Origin of the sequence: Herbaspirillum sp. CF444 (genome assembly GCF_000282135.1) — a bacterium.
Classification (GTDB): Bacteria; Pseudomonadota; Gammaproteobacteria; order Burkholderiales; family Burkholderiaceae_D; genus Herbaspirillum.
The window spans coordinates 18720-40946 of the sequence record NZ_AKJW01000121.1 but is presented as its reverse complement, the minus strand read 5'-3'; the positions used below and the strand labels follow the sequence as shown (position 1 = coordinate 40946).

Annotated in this window: 25 protein-coding genes; 12 read left to right on the top strand and 13 right to left on the bottom strand. The window is 60.6% G+C overall.

Annotation, left to right across the window (positions count from 1 at the left end):
- The first annotated feature begins 183 nt into the window (after positions 1-183).
- The 3 genes from PMI16_RS24825 (at position 184) to PMI16_RS24815 (ending at position 2599) form a co-directional block, all read left to right on the top strand.
- Positions 184-1179 carry a M14 family zinc carboxypeptidase gene (locus tag PMI16_RS24825; protein WP_007884743.1) on the top strand — a complete coding sequence of 332 codons (996 nt, stop codon included), beginning with the start codon at positions 184-186 and terminating at the stop codon, positions 1177-1179.
- Positions 1176-1937: an alpha/beta fold hydrolase gene (locus PMI16_RS24820; RefSeq protein ID WP_007884742.1), complete on the top strand. Its 762-nt coding sequence runs from the start codon at positions 1176-1178 to the stop codon at positions 1935-1937. Before PMI16_RS24825 ends, PMI16_RS24820 begins: the two co-directional genes overlap by 4 nt.
- A 155-nt stretch (positions 1938-2092) precedes the next feature.
- A complete protein-coding gene (locus PMI16_RS24815) occupies positions 2093-2599 on the top strand; it encodes a hypothetical protein (RefSeq protein WP_007884739.1) in 507 nt (168 codons plus the stop codon).
- A gap of 202 nt (positions 2600-2801) precedes the next feature.
- Here PMI16_RS24815 and PMI16_RS24810 read toward each other — a convergent pair whose 3' ends face one another.
- The 3 genes from PMI16_RS24810 to PMI16_RS24800 all read right to left on the bottom strand — a co-directional run bounded on the left by PMI16_RS24810 (position 2802) and on the right by PMI16_RS24800 (position 5416).
- Complete coding sequence (locus PMI16_RS24810; RefSeq protein ID WP_007884737.1) at positions 2802-3113, bottom strand: hypothetical protein; 312 nt, start codon at positions 3111-3113, stop codon at positions 2802-2804.
- Between the two features lie 71 nt (positions 3114-3184).
- Positions 3185-4330, bottom strand: a complete 1146-nt coding sequence (locus PMI16_RS24805; RefSeq protein WP_034382246.1) for a branched-chain amino acid ABC transporter substrate-binding protein — start codon at positions 4328-4330, stop codon at positions 3185-3187.
- Positions 4331-4558: 228 nt separating this feature from the next.
- Complete coding sequence (locus PMI16_RS24800) at positions 4559-5416, bottom strand: MOSC domain-containing protein (RefSeq protein WP_007884732.1); 858 nt, start codon at positions 5414-5416, stop codon at positions 4559-4561.
- A gap of 155 nt (positions 5417-5571) precedes the next feature.
- Here PMI16_RS24800 and PMI16_RS24795 point away from each other — a divergent pair, with 155 nt between their 5' ends.
- Positions 5572-6021: a CopD family protein gene (locus PMI16_RS24795; protein WP_034382262.1), complete on the top strand. Its 450-nt coding sequence runs from the start codon at positions 5572-5574 to the stop codon at positions 6019-6021.
- Here PMI16_RS24795 and alaC read toward each other — a convergent pair.
- Together alaC and PMI16_RS25110 are read right to left on the bottom strand one after the other, a co-directional pair.
- The gene (gene alaC, locus PMI16_RS24790; protein ID WP_007884729.1) at positions 5984-7261 is read right to left on the bottom strand and encodes an alanine transaminase; all 1278 of its coding nucleotides are present in this window, start codon (positions 7259-7261) and stop codon (positions 5984-5986) included. The two genes, PMI16_RS24795 and alaC, sit on opposite strands and share 38 nt — an antisense overlap.
- A 178-nt stretch (positions 7262-7439) precedes the next feature.
- The gene (locus PMI16_RS25110) at positions 7440-8336 is read right to left on the bottom strand and encodes a LysR family transcriptional regulator (protein ID WP_007884727.1); all 897 of its coding nucleotides are present in this window, start codon (positions 8334-8336) and stop codon (positions 7440-7442) included.
- A gap of 140 nt (positions 8337-8476) precedes the next feature.
- Here PMI16_RS25110 and PMI16_RS24780 point away from each other — a divergent pair, with 140 nt between their 5' ends.
- Positions 8477-9406: an alpha/beta hydrolase family protein gene (locus PMI16_RS24780; RefSeq protein WP_157212807.1), complete on the top strand. Its 930-nt coding sequence runs from the start codon at positions 8477-8479 to the stop codon at positions 9404-9406.
- Here PMI16_RS24780 and PMI16_RS24775 read toward each other — a convergent pair.
- Both PMI16_RS24775 and PMI16_RS24770 read right to left on the bottom strand, forming a co-directional pair.
- Positions 9403-10314, bottom strand: coding sequence for a DMT family transporter (locus PMI16_RS24775; protein ID WP_007884723.1), 912 nt, complete (start codon positions 10312-10314; stop codon positions 9403-9405). The genes PMI16_RS24780 and PMI16_RS24775 overlap by 4 nt on opposite strands.
- Before the next feature lie 45 nt (positions 10315-10359).
- Complete coding sequence (locus PMI16_RS24770) at positions 10360-11121, bottom strand: GNAT family N-acetyltransferase (RefSeq protein WP_007884721.1); 762 nt, start codon at positions 11119-11121, stop codon at positions 10360-10362.
- A gap of 118 nt (positions 11122-11239) precedes the next feature.
- Here PMI16_RS24770 and pdxR point away from each other — a divergent pair, with 118 nt between their 5' ends.
- A complete protein-coding gene (gene pdxR, locus PMI16_RS26740) occupies positions 11240-12742 on the top strand; it encodes a MocR-like pyridoxine biosynthesis transcription factor PdxR (protein ID WP_007884717.1) in 1503 nt (500 codons plus the stop codon).
- Positions 12743-12802: 60 nt separating this feature from the next.
- Complete coding sequence (locus PMI16_RS24760; RefSeq protein ID WP_007884710.1) at positions 12803-13549, top strand: sulfite exporter TauE/SafE family protein; 747 nt, start codon at positions 12803-12805, stop codon at positions 13547-13549.
- Here the strand turns inward: PMI16_RS24760 and PMI16_RS24755 are convergent.
- The 4 genes from PMI16_RS24755 to PMI16_RS24740 form a co-directional block, all read right to left on the bottom strand.
- Positions 13546-14286: an LrgB family protein gene (locus tag PMI16_RS24755; RefSeq protein WP_007884708.1), complete on the bottom strand. Its 741-nt coding sequence runs from the start codon at positions 14284-14286 to the stop codon at positions 13546-13548. The genes PMI16_RS24760 and PMI16_RS24755 overlap by 4 nt on opposite strands.
- Entirely contained in the window at positions 14279-14671 is a 393-nt protein-coding gene (locus PMI16_RS24750; RefSeq protein WP_007884707.1) for a CidA/LrgA family protein, read from the bottom strand. Before PMI16_RS24750 ends, PMI16_RS24755 begins: the two co-directional genes overlap by 8 nt.
- 24 nt (positions 14672-14695) lie before the next feature.
- Positions 14696-15175, bottom strand: a complete 480-nt coding sequence (locus PMI16_RS24745) for an acyl-CoA thioesterase (protein ID WP_007884706.1) — start codon at positions 15173-15175, stop codon at positions 14696-14698.
- 199 nt (positions 15176-15374) lie between these two features.
- The gene (locus tag PMI16_RS24740) at positions 15375-16292 is read right to left on the bottom strand and encodes a 2-hydroxyacid dehydrogenase (protein ID WP_007884705.1); all 918 of its coding nucleotides are present in this window, start codon (positions 16290-16292) and stop codon (positions 15375-15377) included.
- Between the two features lie 444 nt (positions 16293-16736).
- Here PMI16_RS24740 and PMI16_RS24735 point away from each other — a divergent pair, with 444 nt between their 5' ends.
- The 3 genes from PMI16_RS24735 (at position 16737) to PMI16_RS24725 (ending at position 19717) form a co-directional block, all read left to right on the top strand.
- Positions 16737-17441 carry an MgtC/SapB family protein gene (locus tag PMI16_RS24735; RefSeq protein ID WP_007884700.1) on the top strand — a complete coding sequence of 235 codons (705 nt, stop codon included), beginning with the start codon at positions 16737-16739 and terminating at the stop codon, positions 17439-17441.
- A gap of 82 nt (positions 17442-17523) precedes the next feature.
- The gene (locus PMI16_RS24730; RefSeq protein WP_007884698.1) at positions 17524-17883 is read left to right on the top strand and encodes a hypothetical protein; all 360 of its coding nucleotides are present in this window, start codon (positions 17524-17526) and stop codon (positions 17881-17883) included.
- Between the two features lie 265 nt (positions 17884-18148).
- Positions 18149-19717, top strand: coding sequence for a sensor domain-containing diguanylate cyclase (locus PMI16_RS24725; RefSeq protein ID WP_007884696.1), 1569 nt, complete (start codon positions 18149-18151; stop codon positions 19715-19717).
- Between the two features lie 16 nt (positions 19718-19733).
- On the opposite strand, the gene PMI16_RS24720 is transcribed toward PMI16_RS24725, so the two are convergent.
- Both PMI16_RS24720 and PMI16_RS24715 read right to left on the bottom strand, forming a co-directional pair.
- A complete protein-coding gene (locus PMI16_RS24720) occupies positions 19734-19967 on the bottom strand; it encodes a hypothetical protein (protein WP_007884695.1) in 234 nt (77 codons plus the stop codon).
- Positions 19968-20060: 93 nt separating this feature from the next.
- Positions 20061-20315, bottom strand: a complete 255-nt coding sequence (locus PMI16_RS24715) for a DUF6139 family protein (protein WP_237719945.1) — start codon at positions 20313-20315, stop codon at positions 20061-20063.
- Positions 20316-20655: 340 nt separating this feature from the next.
- On the opposite strand from PMI16_RS24715, the gene PMI16_RS24710 reads away from it, so the two are divergent.
- The gene (locus PMI16_RS24710; protein WP_034382245.1) at positions 20656-21579 is read left to right on the top strand and encodes a LysR family transcriptional regulator; all 924 of its coding nucleotides are present in this window, start codon (positions 20656-20658) and stop codon (positions 21577-21579) included.
- 173 nt (positions 21580-21752) lie between these two features.
- A complete protein-coding gene (locus tag PMI16_RS24705; RefSeq protein ID WP_007884689.1) occupies positions 21753-22220 on the top strand; it encodes a (2Fe-2S)-binding protein in 468 nt (155 codons plus the stop codon).
- Positions 22221-22227 lie beyond the last annotated feature (7 nt).

Genomic DNA, 22227 nt, shown 5'->3' with positions numbered 1-22227 from the left:
GTTGTGCTCCTTGCGTGTGCCCCGGCACACGACGCGTCGCACGCCTTGCCAGCACCCTTTCTGGGAAGAACGCATCTCACGCCTATTTATGAAATGAGTTCTAAAACAATACTGTCATTTTGCTGCGACAATTCTGTGCAAGAATAAGCCGCATCTCGTTGAGCGCATGGAGCCGGCAGCCGCATGGATCTGAAGCTACCCGAACTGACCGAACTGGAACGCATCATTCAGGCAGGCGCGCCATGGCTCGAGGCGCGTTCCGCCTGCGACGTCGAATTCAAGGGGCAGCATTTCCCGGTGTACGTGCTCAGCATCGGCAGCAAGGACCCTTCTGCGCCGGCGGTCGGCTTCTTCGGCGGCGTGCACGGACTGGAACGCATCGGCACGCGCATCCTGCTGGCCTTCCTGCGCAGCCTGCTCGGGCGGCTCAAATGGGACAAGGTGCTGCACCACCAGCTTGAATCGGTGCGCCTGATCTTCATGCCGCTGGTCAATCCGGCCGGCATGTGGAACAACACCCGCTGCAACGCCAGCGGCGTCGACCTGATGCGCAACGCGCCGGTCGATTCCCTCGAAAAAGTCCCCTTCATGCTTGGCGGTCAGCGCTTCAGCGCCCGCCTGCCCTGGTATCGCGGCGCCGCCGACGCGCCGATGGAGGCCGAGGCGCAGGCGCTGTGCGACGTCGTGCGCGAGGAACTGAGCAGCCGTGCCTTCAGCGTCGCGCTGGATTGCCACTCGGGATTCGGCCTGCAGGACCGCATCTGGTTTCCCTTCGCGCACAGCTCGCAGCCGATACGCCACATGCCGCAGATCGAAGCGCTCAAGGATTTGTTCAGCCAGACCTACGCCGACCACAACTATCTGTTCGAACCGCAAAGCCTGCAGTACCTGACGCACGGCGACCTGTGGGATTACCTCTACATCCAGACGGCGGCGGAAACCGACAACGTCTTCCTGCCGCTGACGCTGGAAATGGGATCGTGGCGCTGGGTCAAGAAAAATCCGCGCCAATTGTTTTCGCGCACCGGCATGTTCAACCCGAACGCACCGCATCGCCTGCAGCGCGTACAGCGCAGCCACCTGGTCTGGTTCGATTTTCTGACGCGCGCGGCCTGTGCGCACAAGCACTGGCTGCCCAGTGAAGACGGCAGCACGCCGGTCGGGGTGACGAGCGCATGACGTCCTGGATATTGTTGCGCGGCCTGATGCGCGAAACTCGTCACTGGGGTGGATTCCCGCACCTCCTGTCGGGCTGCTTTCCCGATGCCGGCATCGTCATGCTGGACCTGCCCGGCAACGGCAGCCTGCATCGCAAGCGCAGTCCGTCGCGCGTGGAAGAGATGACCGAAGCCTGCCGTCGCCAACTGGCCGAACGCGGCATCGCACCGCCGTACAATCTGCTGGCTTTGTCGCTGGGCGCGATAGTTGCCTGCGACTGGAGCACGCGCCATCCGGAGGAGATCGACCGGGCCGTGCTGATCAACACCAGCCTGCGTCCGTTCAATCCGTTCTACCAGCGCCTGCGGCCGCGCAACTATCCCGCGCTGCTGAGACTGGCGCTGGGTCGTCCCGATGCGGCCGCGCGCGAGCGCACGATACTGCGCCTCACCAGCAATCGCCATTCGCCGGCCGGCCTGCTCAGCGAATGGCTGCGCTATCTCAACGAACATCCCGTGACGCAGGCGAATGCTCTGCGCCAGCTGCTTGCGGCGATGCAGTATCGCGCACCGCTGCAAGCCCCGAAAACATCCTTGCTGATTCTGGCCGGCGGCGGCGACCGGCTGGTCAATCCGCGCTGTTCCGCGACGCTGGCGCGCCGCTGGCAGGCGCCGCTGCGCGTGCACGAGAGCGCCGGGCACGACCTGACGCTGGATGAACCGGCCTGGGTGGCTCAGCAAATTCAGACATGGGCAAACGCAGCAATGAAGGGGACATGACGCACATGTTCATATGAGGATGACAACGATTACATTCGTTTTCATTTGAAAGAAAAAACAGAAATCTCTTTGAAATCAGAACAGTAGTACGTTTTATTATTGCGCAGTAGTGAAAATATATATATATTGTTTATATTATTTATTCAGGAGCAACCATGGCAACACAAAAACCTCAAGCAAAAACAGCTGTGCGCGCAACACCAGCGAAGGCGCCAGCCCTGCCGGCCAAGCCAGCAATCAAGCCGACCGTCGTCGCAAAGGCTGCCGTCAAGCCAGCTGCAAAACCTGCCGTGAAGAAGGTAGCCGCACCAGCCAAGGCAAAGATCGCCAAGAAGCCTGCAGTGAAAGCCGTTGTCAAAACAATCGCACCTGCGCTGAAGAAGCCGCTCGCACCAGTCGCGAAAACGGCAATCAAGACAGTGAAGAAAACCGAAGTGAAGCTCAAGAAGATCAAGCAAGTCCGCGACAGCTTCACCATGCCGGAAACCGAATACGAAGTGCTGGGCCAGGTCAAGAAGGCTTGCCTGAAAGCCGGCTTTGAAATCAAGAAGAGCGATCTGCTGCGCATCGGCGTGTCGCTGATCAAGAATCTGGAAACCGGCAAGCTGAAGACGCTGCTGGCAGGATTGACGCCGCTGAAAGTCGGCCGTCCAAAGAAGTAATACTTCCTCTTGTCCCTCTGAAGATGCCACCGGCGTTTTCAGAGGCGATCTCTACGCTGGCGTCTCCGCCCCCTCGCATCACACAATCTCAACAGCGCTTGCAGAACTCGCTTGATTGACGTCCGGCGGCATCCCGCGACGCGATCCCTCACGCTGCAGAACAATCGCCGTCGACAAGCTTGGTGTTGGTTTTGTCAGGTGCTCAGAATACCGCCATGCGTTCCAGCGTATGCGCCGGCTCTTCGCCTTCCGGATGCTGCAGCGCGATGGTTTTCAGGCCCGGCCTCAGTTTGACGGCTTGTACGCGCGGCCCCGGCACGATCTTGTCGCCATCGGCAAAGACGGTCCAGACTTCTTCGCCGTACTTGAGCGCTTCCAGCACGTGGATCACGTGGCTCTCGCTCGGCGCGGCCATCCAGCGATTGGTGTCCGTGTTCGCCAATCCCCAGCGCACGTATTGCACGTTGCCTTGCTTGTTGTAGTTGACGGCAGTGATGACGCGAATGATGGGCATGGACTCTGGGAGGCGAAAAGTGGAAAACCGATTATGTCACCGTATCTGGCGGGCCGCCATTTTTCCGGGCTTCATTTTTTACCGCCGATGACCTTCAGCGGCACCCACTTTTGATTCTTTACCTCGAAAATCGTGAATACCGGATTGGCCAGGTTGCCGTCCGCATCGAAAGAAATCGGACCGGTCAGTCCGTTATGCCGGACCTGATGCATGGCGGCAATGATTTTCTGGCGATCCAGGGAATTGGCTTGCTTGATCGCCGCCACCAGCACCTGCACCGCATCATAGGAGAACGGCGCATACAGGCCCATGTCCTCGCCAAACCGGCTCTTGTAGGCTTTCTCGAACTGCAGCCACTGCGCGCCTTTGTAGGAAGGCTGACCCGGCTCCAGCGCGACGGTGCCGTTGCCCGCTTCGCCGGCGACCTGCAGATATTGCGCGCCGACCGTGCCGCCGACGCCGACCAGCGGCGCATTGATGTCGAAGCGTCTCAACTCCTTCGCCAACTGTCCCGCCTGCGCATCGAGTCCGCCGAAAAAGACGACATCGGGATCCTGTTTTTTGACGCTGCGCAGAACCGCATTGAAATTCGAAGTGCGGCTGCTGACGCCGAACTGGCTGACGATATTGCCTTTGAGCGATTCGACCATTTGCGCAAAGTGTCTGGCGTATCCCGTACCGAAGGGAGTCTGGTCGTCGATGATCGCAATGCGCCGCGACTTCATCTGGCGGACCACATATTCGGCCGTGTAGCCGGCGCCTTCATCGTCGTGCGGGACGATGCGAAACGTCGTCGGAAAGGATTGTTCCGTATACGCATGCGCGGTGGTCGCCTGGGCGATCTGCACGATGTCCGCCTTCTTGTAAATCTGCGACGCCGGGATGCCGACGCCGGAATTCCAATGACCGATGACGCCGGCCACGCCGCTCTTGACGAAGTACTCGGCGACCAACAGTCCGGTGCGCGGATCGGAGCGATCGTCCTGCGTCAGCAATTTGAACACCAGCTTGTCGCCGTCGATATGGATGGCTTGCCGGTTGGCGTCGTCGACGGCAATCTCCGCCGCATGCACGAGGCTGGCGCCGATGGAACCGGATGCGCCGCTCAACGGTGCGGCATAGCCGATCAATACCGTTCTGTCCGCCGCCGTGGCGTGCACCGATAACAGCATCGCCGCGCCCAGGCCGAACAGTTTCAAAGAATCCAGCAGTTTCATTCTTGCATTCCCCAGATTCTTAACATAGTCAATGATGGTCATTCGAGCCGGACCTCCGGACACAAGGTCGCAAATCCCCATGTCCGCACTGTCCGGAACAGCGACAAAGAATGTACCTCAAAGAAGTGAAAATGAGAACGATGGGAATGTTTCAGGACGATGACAGTCGCTGATGCGGCGACTGCCGAAACGCGAAACGCAGGAAGCACAAGAGGAACAAGATGCCCGTCAGAAATCAAGTTCGATATGCGCCTGCTGCCCGACACGCAGCAGATTGCCCTGCCCCTGGATCACGATGGCGTTTTGCCCGAACGTCAGCCCGCCGTCCACGCGCTCGTTGGCGCGATAGGTCGCCAGCGTGTCGAGCGGCTCGTTCGGCCATTGCGCGCTGCTCCGACCGGTTTCCTGATCAATTCCCGGCATCGGGCAACGCGCGCACGGCTTTACCATGCGCAAAACGATTTCACCGCCCGGCTCGCCCAGCGTCAGCGTGTCGACATAATCTTCTTCGTACGCATCGAGGCCTGACAACACCACATTGGGGCGAAAACGATTCATAGGAATGGCCGGCGCGCCTTTCTTCCTCATGCGCTGATTCAGATCCTCCAGCGACGATTCGCTGACCACCAGCAACGGAAAGCCATCGGAAAACTGCGTCGTGGCAACCGCATCGCCGGTCCATTTGCGGTTGCAGATACGCTGCTCCGCCGGATTGAAGCGGACCAGCCGCGCATCGGCGCCGAAATAGGAAGAGAACCATTCATGCGCCCGCTCGCCGCAATCCAGCGCCTGCACGGCGTCGGTCCAGATGGTTGCGGACAAGTTGGCGGCGGAGCCGGCAAGTTCCAGCGGCAAGCGCAATTCCGGCATGCCTGGCGCTCGTACAATCAAGGCGTCGTCCGCCAAAGCGGTCTTGACAGTGGCCATCAGCGGATGCTCGCGTTGCGACAAGAACCGTCCGTCGCGATCGATCAGCATCCAGTGCCTGTCCATGGCGAGCCCGAGCTCGCCGATGCCGGCTTCGGACAAATCGATGCCGCCGCAGGATTTGATGGGATAGACATGCAATGCGCTTAGCGTGACCATGAAATGCAATCCTTAGCGTTTTTACTTTTATCTGCTGCGACCGGCAGCGTGAGTCTCGAAGATGGTAACGCATCGATCCGCTCCGGACATGCGACAATCCGGGTTCATCGGCGCCTCCGCCGCCTTTTCCTTACTCTTTTATTTTCCCTGCCATGATGCTCTTTGCCAAGTACTTGCACATCCTCGGTTTCACGGTCTGGGTCGGCGGCATGTTTTTCGCCTACCAGTGCCTGCGTCCCGTCGCCGGCGCCGTGTTGCAACCGCCGCAGCGCCTGACGCTGTGGGCCGGCGTGTTCGCGAAATTCTTCGCCTGGGTCTGGCTGTCCATCCTGCTGATCCTGGCGAGCGGCCTGCACATGATGGCGCAGATGGGCAAGCCGCCGCTGTATGTCTCCGCCATGGCCGGCCTCGGCATCCTGATGATGCTGATCTTTACGCACGTGTTCTTCGCGCCGTTCAAGCGCCTCAGGCGCGCCGTCGCGGCGGAAGACTGGAGCGCCGGCGGTGCGGCGCTCGCGCAGATTCGTCGCATCGTCGGCATCAACCTGATCCTCGGCCTGCTGGTGATTACCCTTGGTGCGCTGGGCCCGGTCTTTTTGGCTTGACCGTCACGGTCGGCGCGGGCTTGTCGCCCGCGTCCATCTTGTCCGCTTTTTCACCGCGCAACATAGCCTTGATGCCGCGGACGGCCTGGCGGATGCGCGATTCGTTTTCGATCAATGCGAAACGCACATAGTCGTCGCCATACTCGCCGAAGCCGATGCCGGGCGACACGCAGACCTTGGCTTTTTCGAGCAGCTGACGCGAGAATTCCAGCGAGCCGAGATGGCGATACGCCTCCGGAATACGCGCCCAGATATACATCGACGCCTTCGGCACGTCCACCATCCAGCCGGCTTCGTGCAAGCCTTTCACCAGCACGTTGCGGCGACTTTCGTAGTTGGCGCGGATTTCTTCCACGCAGCTTTGATCGCCCTCCAGCGCGGCGATCGCAGCCACCTGCACCGGCGTGAAACTGCCATAGTCGTGATAGCTCTTGATGCGCGCCAGCGCCGCCACCAGCTCCTTGTTGCCGACCATGAAGCCGATGCGCCAGCCGGCCATGTTGTAGCTCTTCGATAGCGTGAAGAATTCCACCGCGACGTCGCGCGCGCCTTCCACCTGCATGATCGACGGCGCTTTCCAGCCGTCGAAGGTGATGTCGGCATAAGCCAGGTCATGCACCACGAGGATATTGTGTTCGCGCGCCAGCTTGACCACGCGCTCGAAAAATTCCAGCTCCACGCATTGCGCCGTCGGATTGGACGGGAAGCCCAGCACCATCATCTTCGGCTTGGGATAGCTCTCGCGGATCGCGCGCTCCAGCTCGGAAAAGAAGTCGACATCCGGGCTCATGCGCACCGAGCGGATATCGGCGCCGGCGATCACTGCGCCATAGATATGAATCGGGTAACTCGGATTCGGCACCAGCACGGTGTCGCCCTTGTCCAGCGTCGCCAGCATCAGATGCGCGAGCCCCTCCTTGGAACCGATGGTGACGATGGCTTCGCTATCGGGATTGAAGTCGACGTCGTAGCGGCTCTTGTACCAATGCGTGATGGCCCGGCGCAGGCGCGGGATGCCTTTGGACGCCGAATAACCGTGCGTGTCGGGACGCTGCGCCACTTCGACCAGCTTCTCGACGATGTGTTTGGGCGTGGCGCCGTCGGGATTGCCCATCGACATGTCGATGATGTCTTCGCCGCGACGGCGCGCCGCCATCTTGAGCTCGGCGGTGATGTTGAAAACGTAGGGGGGAAGGCGATCGATGCGCGCAAAGCTGCGCGGACTGCGGGATTGAGTCATGTTGTACTTTCACGTGAGCGCCCGGAACCGTCCGAGCGACGTTGGATCAAGGAGATCCGTCGACGATACTACGTCAATTCTTTTGTGCTTGGGAAGTGCTTTTTCATAAAAATTATTACCATATGTATCGATATGCATCGTCCAGAAAAACTCAACAGTGCCGTCGCTTCGGTAATCGCTACTTTGCACTTTCCTGCGCCAGGAAGGTAATCAGGCTGCGCACCCGCGCCGGCAACAACTTGCCCGGCAAATGCAAGGCATAGACCTGTTCGCCGAAACCGACATCGACGCGCGCCTCCGGATAAAGATCCACCAGACGTCCCGCGGCAATGTCTTCGTCGACGAAATAATCGGGCATCACCGCCATGCACAGCGAACTGCGCGCCGACTCGCGCACCACGTCGAGATCGTTCGACAACAATACCGGTTCCGCCGGGCATTGCAATTTCTTGCCGCTCTGCTGGATCACCGGTTGCACGAACTGCCTGCTGCGCGCGAACCCGGCCAGCGGAACCGTCTGCAAGTCGCCTGCCGCCAGCTCGACAGCATAGCGCCCTGCCAGGTCCGGGCTGGCGCAAAGCCGCCACGAAATGCCGAACAGCTTGCGCGCCACGACATTCTCCGGCAATTGAGAGGCCACGCGGATCGCCAGGTCGACCGGATCGCTGGTGATGTCGACCGCCTGCTCGCTGAAGCGCAAATCGACCTGCACACGCGGATTGGCTTTCATGTAGGACATCAGCAAAGGCTTGAGCCAGACTGCGCCCAGCGCCAGCGGCGCCGAGATGCGCACCAGTCCTGAGGTGTCTTCGTTGAGGCCGTGCGCCAGCATGTTGGCGTCCTTGAGGATATCGGCCATGCGGTCGGCGTGCGCCGCCAGACGATATCCCGCCTCAGTCAGGCCAACGCGGCGCGTGGTGCGCATGAGCAACTGGCAACCCAGCCGCGTTTCTATCGCCTTGATGCGATGGCTCAGCGCCGAACGCGACAGGCTCAGCGCCTTGGCCGCCTTGCTCAGGCTGCCGGCCTTGGCAACGTGGCAAAAGATGATCAGGGAGTTGGCGTCGAGGTTCATGAGGCATTCCGTATTGGTGAATCAATTTCAACAAACTGATGAAGTCAGCATAGCTTATGCGAAACAATTTCGCTTCCTACAATGAGAGCAAGACAAATTTCTTGCATCGCGACGGCTTCTCGACCGCCTCTCGACATCTCATGCACATCGAATCCACCATTCAGATCGCAGCCACCGACGGCTATCAACTCGGCGCGACGCTGTTCTACGCCGACGACTCGCCGCACCCGGAGCGGCTGGCCATCATCAACTGCGCCACCGGCGTCAAGGCAGCCTATTACGCCCGTTATGCGCGTTTTCTGGCGGACCACGGCTACCTCGCGCTGACCTGGGACTATCGCGGCATCGGCGCCTCGCGTCCGGCTTCCTTGCGTGGATTCAAGGCAGGCAAGTCCGACTGGGGCGGCAAGGACTTCGAAGGCGTCCTGCAATGGGCCGCCAACAACTTCCCCGATAGTGAAATCCACGTCGTCGGCCACAGCATCGGCGGCGTCATGCCGGGTTACGCCCCCTCGTGCTGGCGCATCGACCGCCTGCTGCTGGTCGGCGCGCAATATGCCTACTGGCGCGACTATGCGCAGGCTGCGCGGCGGCGCATGTTGCTGAAATGGCATGTGGCGATGCCCTTGCTGGCCGGGCTGCTCGGTTATTTTCCCGGCCGCGCGTTGGGATGGCTGGAGGATCTGCCGGCAGGCGTCGCCCGTGAATGGGCCTTTCGCCGCGCCCGGCTGGAGCATCCCGAGCCTGCCCGCACCGATCATTTCCCCCTGCTCGGCTGCCCCACGCTGGCCTACACCATCAGCGACGATCCCTTCGGCACGCCGGCGGCCGTGACGCGCCTGCTCGACTACTACGTCAACAGCAAGCGTACGCTGGTCAGCCTGACGCCGGAGGATCTGCACCTGAAACAGATCGGCCATTTCGCCTTCTTCCACGACCGCTTTCGCAGCAGCCTCTGGCTGGAGACCTTGCAATGGCTGACGACCGGCACGCATCGCCGTCGCATACTCGGCGAGTGCCCGTCCGCCCGTATCGTGACGGAACAAGCAGAAGACATGGACGCCGCCTAGCTCGTCGTTGCCGCCGCGCGGCGTTCCGGCAATGCCCCGATGGCGATGCCGATGATGATCAGCGCCATGGAAGCGACCAGGCTGAACTCCAGCGGTTCGCCCAGGGCCAGCGACGAACACACGATGCCGAACACCGGCACGCCCAGCAGGCCGAGCGAAGTGCTCATCGCCGGCAAGGCCTGGTTCACCTTGTTGATCGCCCAGTAGGCAATCGCAATGCCGAAGCTGGCGCTGTACAACTGCAAGCCGACCACCTGCGCATTCAACTCGAACTGCGGCGGCCCTTCGAACAGCCAGGCGCACGGCACCAGCACGCAGCTTGCCGTCAACGCCTGCCACACCAGCAGATCGAAGGGCTGGCCGATCCAGCGATGGCCGCGTACATACAGGATGCTCGCGGCCCAGAACATTGCGCCCAGCAAGATCAGGCCGTTGCCGAGCACCGAGGCGTGGTTGCCCCAATCAAACGCCAGCGGGTTGAAGATCAGCACCAGCCCCAGCAAACCGAACACGGTGCCGATGGCGCGCCGCAGGGTAAACGCCTCGCCGAGAAACAGACGCGCACAAGGCGCCACCCACATCGGCGTAGTGTAGGCCAGCACCACGGAACGGCCGGCGGCGACGTGCTGCATGCCGACGTTGCCGAGGATGGAATACGCCGTCATGTGCAGCAGGCCGACGCTCAACACCACCGGCAGATCGCCGCGCCGTGGCAGGATCAGGCGGCCGCGCGCCAGGCACAGGACCAGCAACACCACCGTGCCGATGCACGAACGTATCGCCGTCGACCAGATCGGCGACATGTAATGCAGGATGGCCTTGTTGACCGGCCAGGTGGTGCCCCAGATGATGACCACCACGCCGAGCAACAGGACTGCCTGGCGGGAGGACAAGCTTGATTCGCGCATGTTTTCGCTTTGTTTTGTTATGCCGGCAATGGCAAAAGAACGCCGTCAGGCAATGGTTTTCTCGGCACTGTTTCCGGCCCGATAACGCGCCATCAGCGTGCCGAGGCTGTCGTGCTGATGGCCTTGCGCGTCGAAGTTGTCCGGATCGAGCCAGTGTTCGAACGCGCTCTTGATCTGCGGCCACTCGCTGTCGGTGATCGAGAACCATGCCGTGTCGCGGCTGCGGTTCTTGTACACCACCGCCTTGCGGAAGATGCCTTCGAAGGTGAAACCGTAACGCAGCGCCGCGGCGCGCGAAGGCGCGTTGAGGCTATCGCACTTCCATTCATAACGGCGATAACCCAGCTCGTCGAACGCGCGCCGCATCATGAGGAACATCGCCTCGGTGGCGGCCCGCGTGCGCTGCAGGCGCGGCGAGAAGTTGATGTTGCCCACTTCGATGGCGCCGAAGTTCTGATCCATGCGCATGAACGACGCCACGCCGACGGCGCGGTCGCTGTCCAGATCGACGATGGCGTGCATCATCGGGTCCTTGCTGACGCTCATCTTCTCGACCCATTCGCGATATTCGGCAAAGCCGGCCGGCGGATTAGCGAACAAATAGGTGAAGTTGCGGCCCTCGGCATCGTCGCCGTTGGCGTCGAACAATTGCTCCGCATGCAGCTCGACCCTGATGGGTTCGACACGGCAATAGCGGCCGTACATGGCGACCGGCGGCGGCAATTGGCGCGGCGTCCAATCGGCCAGCGACAGGCCGACCGGCTGGCCGAATTCGTTATAAGCGTGATGAGCGGTAGCTGTTGTCATAGGAAGCATTGGCAATGAAATTGTTGAATGAATCTGCACGAATCCGTGCCATGAGACATAGATTAATGATAAATTTGGTCCTTCAAAAGAGCCAATATTCAGTATTTTCATCAAACCAATGCAAAACAGCCTGAGCACCTCGCCCTCTCCTTTTCCGTTCGACCTGACGGGAATGCATCTCGCGCCCGGCAAAGGACTGGCGGTGCAGTTGTACCAGAGCCTGCGCGATCGCATCCTTGGCGGCCAGATCGATCGCCAGGTCAAACTGCCGACCACGCGCGAGCTGGCGCAGGCGCTCAAGGTGTCGCGCACGACCGTGGTCCGCGCCTACGACCAGTTGTATGCCGAGGGCTACATCAGCGCGCGCGTCGGCGACGGCACCTACGTCTCGGCGCCGGCAAGCGACATTGCCAAAACGCCGCCACCGGCCAAGGCTGTCGTCAAGCCGCGCCTGTCGGCGCTGGGCCAGCGCGTCGCCACGCACGCCAAGCTCATGCCGCAACCCGGCAAGCCGCGCGCATTCCGTCTCGGCGTGCCGGCGCTGGATTTGTTTCCGGGCGACGTGTGGGCGCGGCTGCAAGCGGATTTCTGGCGACGCGCGCCGGAGAACCACATCGGCTACAGCGACCCGGCCGGCGATCCGCAATTGCGCGAAATGCTGGCAGGCTACCTGCGCAATGCGCGTGGCCTGGTGTGCGATCCCGATCAGATCATCATCACCGCCGGCACGCAGCAGGCGCTGTTCATGTGCGCTCAATTGCTGCTCAATCCGGGCGATCTGGCCGCCATGGAAAACCCCGGCTATCCGCGCGCGGCGTCGGCATTGACGCTGACCGGCGGCAAGGTGGTCGGCATCGGCGTCGACGCCGAAGGCCTGATCGCGCAAGAACTGCATGCGCATCGCGACATCCGCCTGACCTATGTCACGCCTTCGCATCAGTATCCCAGCGGCGTCACGCTGTCGCTGGCGCGCCGGCTGGAATTGCTGGCCTGGGCCGAAGCCAATCAGGCCTACATCCTTGAAGACGACTACGACGGCGAGTATCGCTACAGCGGCACGCCGCTGGCCTTGCTGGCGTCGCTGGACCGCAGCGGCCGCGTGCTGTACATGGGTACGTTTTCCAAGATCGCCTTCCCCGGCCTGCGTCTGGGCTACATCGTCGCGCCGCCCGCGCTGGCCAACACGCTGGTCAATCTGCGCATGCAGTACGACCGCCACTCGTCGGTGCCGGAACAGGCCGTGATGGCGGAGTTCATTGCGCAGGGACATTTCCAGCGCCATGTCCGCCGCATGCGCCGCGCCAGCCGCGCGCGCCGCGACACCATGAGCGAGGTGTGGGATCGCATCCGCCCGGGCGGCATCGTGTTGCCCCAGATCGATGCCGGACTGCATTGCACGGTGCGCTTGCCGACGGTCGGGCAGCAGGACGAGATGATCCTGAAGGCGGCGGAAATCGGTGTCGAAATCGACGGTCTGACACGCTTTTGGCTGCCGCATGCCGTCAATGAAAACAAACAAGGCAAACGCGAAAACGGCGGCGGCCTGGTCATGGGATTTGGCGGCGCCGATGAAGCCGCGATCGCGGCGGCGATCAAAGCGCTGGCAAAGGCTTGGCGCTAAGGCGGTTCAAAGGCGCGGCTCAGAGGCGCGCACAATGAAAATAAGAGACAGGAACAACACATGGATTCAAACGTTCTGATCATCGTCGTCGGCGCGATGGTTGCCGGCTTTGTGCAGGGCTTGTCGGGATTTGCGTTCGGATTGGTGGCGATGTCGTTCTGGGTATGGACGATCGATCCGATGATCGCAGCTGCGCTGGTCGTGTTCGGTTCATTGCTGGGACAACTGCTGGCGGTGTTTTCGGTGCGGCGCGGATTCAGGCTGGAGCGCTTGCTGCCTTTTGTGATCGGCGGCCTGTTGGGCATCCCGATCGGCGTGCTCATTTTGCCCTTGCTTGACGCCAACATGTTCAAGCTTCTTCTCGGCGCCTTTCTGGCGGTCTGGTGCCCGGTCATGCTGCTGTTACCCAGGCTCCCGCCCCTGAAATTCGGCGGACGGGCGGCCGATGGCGTGATTGGCGTCATGGGAGGCATCATGGGCGGCATCGGCGGCTTCAGCGGCGTGATTCCCACGCTCTGGTGCAACCTGCGCCGCCTGGACAAGGACGAGCAGCGCTCGATAATCCAGAACTTCAATCTGAGCATGCAAGCCGTGACCCTGGCCACGTATATTTTCAGCGGCATCGTCACGCGCAAGATGTTGCCGATGTTCGGCATCGTGGCGCCGGCCATGCTGATCCCGACGCTATTGGGTACGCGGCTCTATCTGGGCATCAGCGAGGCGACCTTCCGCAAGATCGTGCTGAGCCTGCTGACGCTCTCGGGCATCGCCCTGCTTGCGTCCTCGCTGCCGAAATTGCTGAACTAGCGCGCCAGCCATCCGGCAAAGACCGGAATCAGCCACGGCGCCAGAAATGCCGTCAGCACGCCGTTGAGCCCCATGCCGAGACCGGCGAAGGCGCCCATCTCGGGACTGACCTGAAAGGCGCGCGCCGTGCCGATGCCGTGCGAGGTCACACCCAGCGCAAAACCACGCACTTCCGCCGAATCGATGCGCAGGAGATTGAACAGGAAGCGCGCGGCAATCGCCCCGAAGATGCCGGTGCCGATCACCAGCACCGCAGTCAATGCAGGCAGGCCGCCGAGCTTCTCCGCCACGCCCATCGCGATCGGCGTCGTCGCGGATTTGGGCCCGATCGACACCGCCAATTGATAGGAACCGCCCAGCAACACGGTCAGGGTCACCGCCGAGACGATCGCCGTGGCCGAACCGGCCAGCAAACCGCACAACAACGGCAGGAAGGACTGGCGCAAACGCGGCAGCTGGCGCGCCAGCGGAATCGCCAGCGCCACCGTCGCCGGTCCCAGCAGGAAGTGGACGAACTGCGCGCCGGCAAAGTATTCGCTGTACGGCATGCCGCTCGCCAGCAGCACCAGGCTGACCAGGGCAATCGCTATCGCCACCGGATTGGCCAGCGGCGAAAACTTGCAACGGCCGTAAATCCAGTATGCGACGACGTAAGCGCACAAGGTCAGCGTCAGGCCCAGCAACGGCGAGGCCGACAGATACACCCAGATCAGCCCCAGCGGCGGCAGCTCATGCATGTCCATCCCCGTTATCGCTCATGTTCTCATTGAGATTGTCACGCCGTTTCTGCCAGTTCATGACCGCGCGCGTGACGGCGGCAGTGACGGCCAGCGTCAGCAAAGTGCTGATTGCGACCGCCAGAATGACCGTCATCCAGTGCCCTCGCACCTGCCCGGCTGCGGCGACGATGCCCACGCCGGCCGGCACGAACAGCAGCGACAAATGCCGCAGCAGTTCGGAAGCCGTCGCTTCGACTTTTTCCAGCAAAGGCGGATACGCCGCCAGGCTGAAAAACAGCAGCAGCATGCCGACGACGGGACCGGGGATCGGGAGTTTCAGGGCGTAGGCGATGCCTTCGCCGAGACATTGGAACACCAGCAGGGTCGCGAAACTGGCAAGCATTTCACTCCCCCACGGGCAAATAAATCAGGTTAGTTTGGCTTCTTCAAAACGTTGCGACAGTTCAGCACGCAATTTCTTGCGCAGCTTGGCTGCTTCGAAGCGGCGCTTTTCTTCCGCCGTGAACGGACGCAGCGACGGCACCGCCACCGGCTTGCGCTCGCCGTCGACGGCCACCATGGTGAAGAAGCAGCTGTTCACGTGGCGCACTTCCTGGGTGCGAATGTTCTCGGCCACCACCTTGATGCCCACTTCCATCGACGACGTGCCGGTATGGTTGACGCTGGCAAGGAAACTCACCAGTTCGCCGACATGGATGGGCTGGCGAAACATCACCTGGTCCACGCTCAACGTCACCACGTATTGACCGGCGTAACGGCTGGCGCACGCGTAGGCAACCTGGTCGAGGAATTTGAGAATGGTGCCGCCGTGCACGTTGCCGGAAAAATTGGCCATGTCGGGCGTCATCAGGACGGTCATGGTGAGTTGGTGAGATGGCATGTCCATGGTGCGCGGCTTTCTCTTTTTGGATGAGTTCAGGTCGTGTATGCGTTATTTACGCGTTATTTACGTCACGCCGCCGGCGAACTTGAAGCTGCCCAGCCCCTTGCTTCATTCGATTTTGCGACGCAGCGCAACAAAGCGGAAAGACTAACTGGAATAATCCCGCCAGGCAAGTCAAAACACCATCCGTCAGCGCCTCTGCTCAGGCCGTTTTTGAGAAATGCGCCTCGGCATTGCGCAAGAACTTGTCAACCGACGCGGTAATCGCTTCCGGCGACCAGCCTGCCATATGCGGCGTCAGCACCACGTTCTTGAATTCCAGCAGTTCCAACGGCGGCTTGGGTTCGCTTTCATAGACGTCCAGACCGGCGCCGCCCAGTTCGCCCCGGCGCAAGGCTTCGGCCAGCGCTGCAGTATCGACCACGCTGCCGCGCGAGATATTGACCAGAAAGCCCTTGGGGCCCAGCGCCTGCAATTCGCGCGCGCCGACCAGATGTCGCGTGGCCGCACCACCGGGTGTCGCCGTCACCAGCACGTCGCACCAACTCGCCAACTGGGGCACGCTTTCGAAATAACGGTAATCGACGTCGTCGCGGCGCGAGCGGTTGAAATAGCCGATTTCCATGTCGAAGGCGGCCGCACGACGCGCGATCTTCTTGCCGATCGCGCCCAACCCCGCCACGCCCAGGCGTTTGCCCGCCAGTTGCGGCGGCAAGACCAATGTTTCGCGCCAGATGCCTGCGCGGCAGGCGATGTCGAGCTGCGGAATATTGCGCATCACGGCCAGTACCAGCCCCATGGCGTGATCGGCGACGCAATCGTCGTTGGTGCCGGCGCCGGTGGCGATCCTGATGCCGCGCTTTTCGGCATGTGCGCTGTCGATATTCTCGAAACCTGCGCCGAGGGCGCAGACCAGTTCCAGTTGGTTCAAAGTGTCCATCTCGGCCGCGGTCAGCCCGGTCGAACCATTGGTCAGCACCACTTTGACGTCTTTGGCGATACCGGGAATGGCCGCGTCGCGCGTCTGCTTGTCGGGTGCATAAAGGATCTCGAAAGCACCGCCGATGGTGGCCTTGCTTTGTTCGGAAAGATGAATAAGGACCAGGAGTTGAGGTTTCATTGTCGGATTGAAATGGAAGAGAAAGGCGTAATCTGTACCCATACAATTTTATGTTGAATTGCGTTGCGACGCGCGGCCATCCTCAGGTACACCGAAAGCAACATTGCCGGCGCTTGTGCTTGACGCATGATTTCTCATCCTTTATATTGCGCCCATCTCAATTTTTGGTGAAAACACGAAGTGGACAGTTGTTCTAGTTACTTAATGCAGACGGGTCGATAACCCGGACCAGCTTTCCCTCGCAGCGCCATCCCTGCTGCAGCCGAAGTTGTTCCGGTTGCAGTGTCGCGGTGAATTCTCACCCTTCCCTTTTCTTCCCGTCTTTTCATTTTCAATGCTTGCGCAGGCGCGCTATTGTTCGCGCCGGCAAGAACGATGTGCACACGCCTATGGGCTTATGGGCCTGGGCGTCGCGCGCATCCGGACAGGGAAGGATTTTTACCCATGGATGCACACGTTTTCGCGTTACGCATTTTGCTGGCGCTGGTTCTCGGCTCCATCATCGGCGCCGAACGGCAAATGCGCCAGCGCATGGCCGGCTTGCGCACCAATGCGCTGGTGTCGACCGGCGCGGCGCTGTTTGTCATGGTCTCGGCCTTCGAGACCGACCCGCAGGGTGCCACGCGCATCGCCTCTTACGTCGTCTCCGGCATCGGCTTTCTCGGCGCCGGCGTGATCATGCGCGAAGGCATCAACGTGCGCGGCCTCAATACCGCCGCCACCTTGTGGTGCTCCGCCGCCATCGGCGTGCTGTCCGGTCTCGGCCATCCGCTGGAAGCCGGCATCGGCGCAGGCGCCATCCTGGGCGCCAACGTACTGTTGCGCAGCGTCGCCCATCTGATCAACAAACAGGATCTGCAGCGCGCAACGGAAATCGAACAGGTCTACCGCCTCTCCATCGTCTGCCGTCCCGACGATGAAGTGCAGGTCCGCACGCTGATGCTGCATATGCTCAACGGCATGCCGCACCTGATCGTGCAATCGCTGCACAGCGAAGACCTTCCTTCCGGCAATCATCTGGAGGTACGCGCCGACCTGATCACCTCACCCAGCAATCATCTGCAACTGGAGCAGATCGTCAGTCGGGTCAGCCTTGAAAAAGGCGTCAGCGCCGCGCGTTGGGCGGTACTCAATGTCGTCGAAGTATAGGATCAGGACGTTATAGAAATCATATAAAGGGTCGTCCCGCGCCGCCAGGCGACAGGGACGGTCCAGGGGAAGGAGCAACACCATGCGCATTACCAAACTGGAAACCAAACTCGACACCTTTTTCAACGGCAACTATTTTCTGAACAATACGTCGTCGCCCGCCGCGCCACAACGCCTTCCTTATGAAGTGATCGCATCGTGCCGCTGCAACGAGGCCCAGCGGATTGAAGAACTGATCTTGCTGCAGCTGCAGGATGGCTTCGACCAGGGTTACGAATTGGAAATCACGCCACGCGCACACCTGCAACTGGTCGACTACACCATCTCGCTGGCCTGCTCCACCGCCGAACGCGCCGCTTTGGTGCGTCTGGTCAGCCGCCTCGGGTTGGAAAAAAGCATCCGCAGCGTGCGTTGGCAAAGCGTGCCGGGCGCGCGCGGCTGAGTCGCGCGGTGCGCCGCTGCATCATCGGCAAAACACGCGGTGAAGCGGCCGCCGCGATTGTATGGGCCAGTGAAAGAAGCAAGAGAAATAAGAGGGATTAATTCGTCTTCTCTTTGCGCACATCTCCTGTCAATGCTGCTATCGTGTAACCAATCCGCTGCATTAAAACAAACACATTGCATCGGCGGCAAAAACACCCATTGTTATAGCCCGTAGTTATGTTTCAGCGATATCCGTTCACAGAACGAAAATGGAATCGATATAGATGACTACCCTTGAAGAGGCGCCGGCCTCCTCCAGCGCCAAGCGCGTCAACATTCGTATTTTTGCTACCGTCTTCGTCGGGCTGGTCTGCATTTCCATCCTTGCGCTGCATATCTTCTTTTCGTGGAATGTTCGCAGCAAGGACATCGACGATGCCCAGGTCGCCACCGCCAACCTGTCGCGCGCGCTGGCCGAGCATGCCGAAGCGACGCTGACTTCGGCCGATTCGGTGCTGTTCGGCATGGTGCAGCGCCTGGAAGTGGAAGGCAACGATCGCGAAGCTCTGGCGCGCCTGTATCCGCTGCTGGCGTCCTACGTCAAGGAGCTGCCGCAACTGCAAGGCCTCTTCATCTACGACCAGACCGGAAAATGGCTGGTGAATTCGCTCGACGACTCGCCCTGGATGCTGAACAACGCGGATCGCGAGTATTTCATCTTCCACATGACCCATACCGATCGCAACGCGCACATCGGTCTGCCGGTCAAGAGCCGCTCGACCGGCGACTGGATCATTCCCGTCTCGCGACGCATCAATCGGCCTGACGGCAGTTTCGCAGGCGTCGCGCTGGCCACGGTGCCCGTCGATTATTTCCTCAAGTTTTACGCCAGCTTCGACACCGGCAAAAAAGGCGAAATCCTGCTGGCGTCGCAGGCCGGCATCTTGCTGGCGGAACTTCCGCTGCAGGCCGACTCCATCGGCAAGAACATCAGCAACGAGAATCTCGTCAGCGAACACACCCGTCGCAACAAGCGCGGCGTCGCCCTGATCCAGTCGCCGCGCGACGGCTTACTGCGCATATACAGCTACAAGCGTCTGGAGAAATATCCGCTGTTCGTCACCGCGGGCGTTTCTTACGATGAAGTCCTCTCCGGCTGGCGCACCGAAACGCTGCTGCAATCGATAGGCGTGTTGATTCTGGTGGCCATGCTGGCCTGGCTGGGCAAGCGCCTGGTCAATCAGATCAAGCTGCGCGCCCAGGCCCAGCAAAAGCTGCTGTCCGCGCGCGAACAACTTGTGGAAATGAACAAAACGTTGCAGAAGATGGCGCTGGAAGACAGCCTCACCGGGGTCGCCAACCGGCGTCAGTTCGACGTTACGCTGGCCAACGAATTCAACCGAGCCAAGCGTGAAAGCCAGTCGCTGGCGCTGTTGATGATCGACGTCGACCATTTCAAGAAATACAACGACACCTACGGCCATCCGGCCGGCGACGTCTGCCTGCAAAAGATCGGCAAAGTCATCAAGATGAACCGCCCGGGCGACCTGTCGGCGCGTTATGGCGGTGAGGAGTTCGCCATCTTGCTGCCCAACACCGATCTGGAAGGGGCAGTCAGCGTCGCCGAGAAAATCTGCGCCGACGTGCGTAGTCTCAACATTCCGCACGGTAAGAATCCGACCGGCATCGTCACCATCAGCGTCGGCGTGCAGGCAATCGTACCGACCAAGAACTGCAACCTGATGGATCTGGTCAGCGCCGCCGACAAGGCGCTCTATACCGCCAAGGCGCGCGGACGCAACCAGGTGTGCAGCAGCGACGACAAAATTCCGCCGGCCTGCGGGCCAGCCTGAACACGCTCCGCGACGCTCAGTGATGCGGCAGCATTTCCACCGCTGCCTTTCTGGCTTCCCGCTCTGCCGATTTTTCATCTTCAAAGATGGTGTCCAGCAAGACGCGCTGGGACGGGAAAATGGCGTTGCGATGCATGGGGTTGGTTGACGGACCGAAGATGGCCACCGTCGCCGCCCAGTTATTGCGGTCCGAAACCAGCTTCACCCCCGAATACTCGATTTCGTAGTCCCCTACCTGTTCTATCGGCATGATGTCTCCTCGTCTGCGTGCGGTCATTCATGGCTGTCGGAAGCTGCGATCCACGGCGTCCCGCTCTTCCGTTTTCTATTCTACAAACTCACATCAATGTGCATCGGTATCGGTGGTGCGATCGCCCAGATGACTGATCGCGTAGCCCTTTTCGCCGATCTGGTGAAAAGCGTCATCGGGATTGAGGGTGTAATGCTTGCCGCCATCGCGCTCAAAATCCACATTCAATTCATGCACCAGCCAGTCTGTGCTGGCGACTTCCTGAGGCAAAAGCTTCTCGGTCGGAACGACGAGATAAGAACAAAGATTGCTGTCTTCAGACCTTTTGTACACGTCCACTTTCATCATTTCTCCCTTGCCGGTTTGTCAATCACATCATCACGTCAATCATGATCGGAAATACGTGCTTTTCAGCATGATCTTCAAGTGGGACTAGGGCAAAAATCATTAGTTCAACCCGATTTCTGCGACCACCAAGCTGCGACTTCGGGTCGCATTTTCGTCTTCTTTGCGATACTGCGATACGCGCCGACAGTCTTCGGCTTCTTCTCTCCACCATACACCATCCATGCAGGATTGCAGGGGTTGCCGCCTCTCGCATCTTAAGTTCCTGTTTGTGGAATAATGCTCCGACGTCTGTCGCGCCGATAAAAACGCTCCAAAAACCCCCGCAACAAGGAAGAACGAACTGAACCGCATCGAGCAGCTAAGAATCTTTTGCATGGCAGCAGAAAGCGCCAGCTTTCGCGAGGCCGCCGTGCGCATGGGCATCTCGCCGCAAGTGGTCACGCGCGCCGTCAAGGAACTGGAAACGGCTTTCGGGGAGTTGCTGTTTCATCGCAATACCCGCCAGGTACGCATCACCGCGTTCGGCGAACGCCTCATGCATCGCGCCCGCATGTCGATCAATGCGCTCGACGATTTGTTTCTCGACAACAATCACCGCAACGACAATGAATTGCGCGGCATCGTCCGCATCACGGCACCCAGCACCCTCACGCGCACCTACCTGCTGCCGCTGCTCAACAAGATTGCGCTCGACCATCCCAACATCACGCTGGACCTGCGCCTGTCGGAAGTCATCACCGATGCGGTCGACGACAAGATCGACATCGGCATCCGCGTCGGCTTTCTGCGCGACAGCCGCTATGTGGCGCGCGCCGTCGCCAAGGTGGCGTTTTTCGTCTGCGCCAGCCCGGCGCTGATTGCGCGCTGCGGCGTGCCGACCACGCTGGAACAACTGGTGGAGCGCCCCATGAGCGCCATCGTCGACCGCAACACCGGCCGTCTCTGGCCCTGGTATTTCGCCGACGGCCAGCAGGTCGGCCCGCGCCTGCCGGCCTTCATTACCGACGATCCCGATACCGAGCGCCGCTCCGTGCTCGACGGCGTGGCCTTCGGCCAACTGGCGGCCTTCATGGCCATGCCTTATATCCGCAACGGCGAACTGGTGACGGTGCTGCCGGAGCTGGAACCGACGCCGTGGGACCTCTACGTCTACCGCCCCCAGCGCGGCCCGGTTCCTGCCCGCGTACGGCTGGTATTCGATGCGCTGGTGGAGGCGCTTTCCGCTTCAGACGATTTTCCGATCGGCTCAAAGTCGGCTACCTGAAGCAATCCCTCCATTATTCCTCAATCAGGAATCTAGAATTCCAAAGCTTTTCATTTCAACGCGCACTAATCATTGCGATACTCCAACAACTCGCAGGATTTGCTGCTACATTGCCTATGGCAGCGAAATATTCCTTCACTAGGTCTCCCCCAAGTCGGAAAGGTATAGGAACAATGCCCACGCTCACCATCAACGGCAAACAGCACAACGTCGATTTGCCCGAAGACACTCCCATCCTCTGGACCTTGCGCGATCAGCTCGGCATGACCGGCACCAAATTCGGCTGCGGCATGGCCTTGTGCGGCGCCTGTACGGTGCACCTGGACGGCCAGCCGATCCGCTCCTGCATCACGCCGATTTCGGCCGCCGCCGGCAAACAGATCACCACCATCGAAGCAGTTGCACAAGACAAGGTCGGCAAATCGGTGCAAGACGCCTGGATGGCGCTGGGCGTGCCGCAATGCGGCTATTGCCAGGCCGGCCAGATCATGTCCGCCACGGCGCTGCTGAAGACCACGCCGAACCCGACCGACAAGGACATTGACGACGCCATGAGCGGCAACATCTGCCGCTGCGGCACCTACACCCGTATCAAAGCCGCCATCAAGCAGGCCGCGGCACAGAACGGAGGTGCAAAATGAGCGCAGG